This window comes from Leptotrichia sp. OH3620_COT-345 (assembly GCF_003932895.1).
GTDB lineage: Bacteria > Fusobacteriota > Fusobacteriia > Fusobacteriales > Leptotrichiaceae > Pseudoleptotrichia.
Genome location: NZ_RQYW01000089.1, coordinates 1 through 651 on the forward strand (window position 1 = coordinate 1; position 651 = coordinate 651).

Genomic DNA, 651 nt, shown 5'->3' on the forward strand with positions numbered 1-651 from the left:
TTTTAATACAATGCGTAACCTGTGGGTCTTCAAGTTTCACTAATGGTAAATGTGATTATTGCGGTAACAAGTACGAAGTAAATGAAGACAAAATATTTTACGGCAATTCGAAAGAAGATGATTCATCATTAGATGAGGATATAACCTTTCAAGAAACTCCTGCTGGTAAATTAATACTAAAAATCATGATCTATACTTTAATATCTATTGTTTGGTTTGCGATAACTGTATTCATTCCACCGCTATTTATAATAACAATTATTTTATTAGTAGTCTATGGGACTTATCGCTTGATAAATAAAAAGAAATAGCTTATAATAAGGTATAGAATAAACTAGAAAGGTAACAATGAAACAAAAATACTTTAATGACAAAAGATATTGCCACTGCTTCGATATACCAATGAGTAATGGTTTAGGAGTTTGCAAAGATTGTAGAGGATACGTGAACATCTGTTATAGTTGCGATCGCTGTCTACACTGCTGGTTTACATCACAGGTTGAACTATTTACCGAATATGATGAACCTAAGTTGCTGGAACTTATAGAAAACTGGAATAAATTTTACCAAACTAGAAAGACAATAAATAATGCTTAGTTTAGACGAGAAGAAAATCAGAAAAGGTAAACCTATTGGATTACCATACCAAGG

1 protein-coding gene is annotated in these 651 nt (G+C 31.3%); it reads left to right on the forward strand.

Going from position 1 to position 651, the window contains the following annotated elements:
- Nucleotides 1–311: hypothetical protein (locus EII29_RS12950; RefSeq protein ID WP_233573336.1), on the forward strand; the 311-nt coding region annotated here is incomplete at its 5' end.
- Nucleotides 312–651: the final 340 nt, after the last annotated feature.